Source organism: Streptomyces spongiae (assembly GCF_009377185.1).
GTDB lineage: Bacteria > Actinomycetota > Actinomycetes > Streptomycetales > Streptomycetaceae > Streptomyces > Streptomyces spongiae.
The window spans coordinates 1-3,449 of sequence record NZ_VJZC01000823.1 but is presented as its reverse complement, the minus strand read 5'-3'; the positions used below and the strand labels follow the sequence as shown (position 1 = coordinate 3,449).

Below are 3,449 nucleotides of genomic sequence, written 5' to 3'. Positions count from 1 at the left end.
CCCCCACTCTCCCTGACCGCCCGCTCGCTTCTCACCCGTGTCGGAGCGCGGAGGCACGACACTGACCAGAAGCGGGTGGTCCCCAGGGTTCCTTTTCGGCCATCGTTCACCTCGCTTTCCCCCCTGTTCACCCCGACGTTCACCTCGCCGTCGGAGGGAAACTCCGCCGGTTCTGCCCAGAACGCCCGTCGAATGGCCGCCGGGCCCCCTGATTTTCAACAATTCCCTGGGGCATCATGTGTTCTGGGAAACCACGACGCCCTACATCCGCGTCACCCGTTGCGTGCGCAACCGCTGTCGTTGTGATCCGCCGGCACGGAAGATGGGGACCCTTGGAGCTGGAATACCGCTTGCTCGGCCCGGTCGAGGCGTGGTGGGACGGCATGCCCGTGCGCCTCGGCGGGCCCAAGCCGCGGGCGCTGCTGGCCGTGCTGCTGCTGCGTGCCGGGCAGGTCGTGCCCGCCGACACGCTGGTCGACGCCATCTGGGGCGAGGAGCCGCCGGACACGGCGCGGGCGCTGGTGCAGTCGTACGTCTCGGCTCTGCGGCGCGCCCTGCCCGAGGGGGCCGGGGAGGCTATCGAGACGCGGTCGCCGGGGTACGTGCTGGAGCCGGGGGCCGGCCGAGTCGATGTCGTACGGTTCGAGGCGCTGACCGGCGAGGGGCGAAGGGCCGCCGCCGACGGGGATCACCGTGCCGCCGCCCGCGCGCTGCGTGAGGCGCTGGCCCTGTGGCGTGGCCCGGCGCTCGGTGGGGTCGGGGGCGCGCTGCGGAGCGAGGCCGTACGGCTGGAGGAGGCCCGGCAGGCGGCGCTGGAGGAGCGGATCTCCGCCGAGCTGGAGATCGCGGGGCAGGAGGCGGACCTCGCGACGGAGCTCACCGCGCTGGTCTCGGCCCACCCCACGCGGGAGCGGCTGCGCGGCCAGCTCATGCTCGCGCTCTACCGGCTGGGCCGCCAGGCCGATGCCCTCGCGGTGTACGGCGAGGGGCGTGCCGTCCTCGCCGACGAGCTGGGAATCGACCCCGGGCCGGAGCTGAACCGGATGCACGAGGCGGTGCTGCGGGCCGATCCGGGGCTGTTGCCGGGGCGGCGGGCCGTCGCCTCCGCCTCGGCCGCTCGTACGGCGTCCGGGGCGCCTCGCCCGGTGTCGCTGCTGCCGCCCGCCCTCGGTGACTTCACGGGACGGGAGTCGGAGTCCGCGGAGGTGGCCGAGTGGCTGACCGGGCCGCGCGGGGCGACCCCCGTGGTCGTGGTGTCAGGGCCCGCGGGTGTCGGGAAGTCCGCCCTCGCCGTGCAGGCGGCGCACCAGGTGGCGGGGCGGTATCCCGACGGGCAGCTGTACGCCGAGCTGCACGGTTTCAGCGAGCCCGTGCCGCCCGGAGAGATCCTCGGACGGCTGCTGCGCGCCCTCGGCGCCGATCCGCCCGAGGACCCGGCCGAGCGCGGCGACCTCTTCCGCAGCCTCGTCGCGGGGCGCCGCATCCTGCTGGTCCTCGACGACGCGGGCAGCGAGTCACAGGTGCGCCCGCTGCTGCCGGGCAGCGCCACCTGCGGGGTGCTGGTGACCTCACGGACCCGGCTCGGCGGGCTCGTCGGCGCCCGCCGGACCGACCTCGACGTCCTGGACGACGTCGGCGGACTGGAACTGCTGGCCCGGGTCATCGGCACCAAGTGGGGCGACCCCCGGGAGGAGACCTCCGCGCGGCGGATCGTCGAGCTGTGCGGCGGACTGCCGCTGGCCCTGCGTATCGCCGGGGCGCGGCTGGCGACCCGCCGGCACTGGACGCCCAGCAAGCTCGCCGACCGTCTCGCGGACGAACACCGCCGGCTCGACGAGCTGTCGGTGGGCGATCTGGAGGTACGGGCGAGCCTCGGCCTCAGCTACCGGGCGCTGGACGAGAACGCCCGCCGGGTGCTGCGCCGACTCGCCACGCTGGGCTCCGCCGACGTCGCCGCCTGGACGGTGGCCGCGCTCGCGGACGTACCGGAGGACGAGGCGGAGGAGGTGCTGGAGCGGCTCGTGGACGCCCAGCTGCTGCACTGCCCGGGCACGGACCAGGTCGGCCAGCCGCGCTACCGCCTCCACGACCTGGTCCGCGTCTACGCCGCCGAACGCGCCGAGGCCGAGGACTCCGTCCCCGACCGCACGACCGCCGTGGGCCGCGCCCTGACCGCCGGCCTGTACCTGATGGACCGCGTCACGGAGGCGGCACCCCCGGGAGCGGTGATACTGCGCCAGAGCCGCACGGTCGGTGAGAGCCCGGGGGAGAACGTCTGTGGCACCGCCCGTGCCGACGGGGCCGCTACCACCGGACAGCTGCACGCCGCCGTCAGCACCAGGACCACCGAGCGGGCCCTCGCCGACCCCTTCACCTGGTTCGACGCCGAGGCCGGTGCGCTGACCACGGCCGTCGAACGGGCCGCCGCACTGGGCCTGCACACCCTGGCCTGCGAGGCCGCGGCGACGCTGTGCTCCTCGTCGTTCGCCATCAGCAACCGCTTCGACGCCTGGTGGCGCAGCCACGACGCCGCCCTCGCCGCCGCCCGGCGCGCCGAGGACCTCTCCGGCGAGGCCCTGCTGCTCATCGGCCTGGGACAGCTCCGCTACGAACAGGACCGCTGCGCCGAGGCGCTGGACTACTTCCGGCAGGCGGAGCGGCTCTGCGCGGACCTCGGCGACGTACGCGGCCGCTCCGCCGCCCTGACGGGGCTCGGCAGCGCCTGCCGCGAGCTGGGCGAACTGCGCGCCGCCGAACGGGCCCTCGCCGACGCGGCCGACGGCTTCCGGCGACTGGGCGACGACACCGGCGTAGGACTCGCCTGCCGGTACGCCGGTTCCGTACGGCTCGAACTCGGTGACCACGGCACGGCCCTCACGCTTCTCGACGAGTCGCTGGACGCGTACCGGCGCAAGGGCAGCCGCCGAGGCGAGGCCCTCGCGCTGCGCACGCTCAGCCTCGTCCACCGCTCCCTCGGCGCGTACGAGAGGGCGGCAGGGCTGGCCGGGCAGGCGCGGGAGATCCTGCTGGCCCTCGGGGACCCGCTGATGGCCGCGTACTGCGCGCGGGCGCGGGCCAAGGCGCGGCTGCGGCTGGGCCGTACCCGGGAGGCCGAGTCGGAGCTGCACACGGCGCTCGGTGTCTGCCGGGCCCACCAGGATCGTTTCGGCGAGGCGCTGACCCTGCGCACCCTCGGCGAGTGCGCGCTGGCCGACGGCCGCCCGGCCGACGCGGCACAGCTGCTGACCGCGTCGGTCGCCGGCTGGGACGTGCTGGACCTCCGCCTCCCGCGCGCCCGCGCCCTGCGGGACCTGTCCACGGCATACGAGGCGCTGGGCGACACGGCACGGGCGGCGGCCCTGCGCGCCGAGGCCACGGCCGTGTTCACCGCGTGCGAGGCCCGCGAACGCGACGAGCCCTGGCCCCGGCCGCCCCAGCAGCCGTAGACC

Annotated in this window: 1 protein-coding gene; it reads left to right on the top strand. The window is 75.5% G+C overall.

Annotated elements, in window-relative coordinates:
• The first annotated feature begins 332 nt into the window (after positions 1-332).
• Positions 333-3,446: an AfsR/SARP family transcriptional regulator gene (locus tag FNH08_RS47315; RefSeq protein WP_152778084.1), complete on the top strand. Its 3,114-nt coding sequence runs from the start codon at positions 333-335 to the stop codon at positions 3,444-3,446.
• The last annotated feature ends 3 nt before the right edge of the window (positions 3,447-3,449 follow it).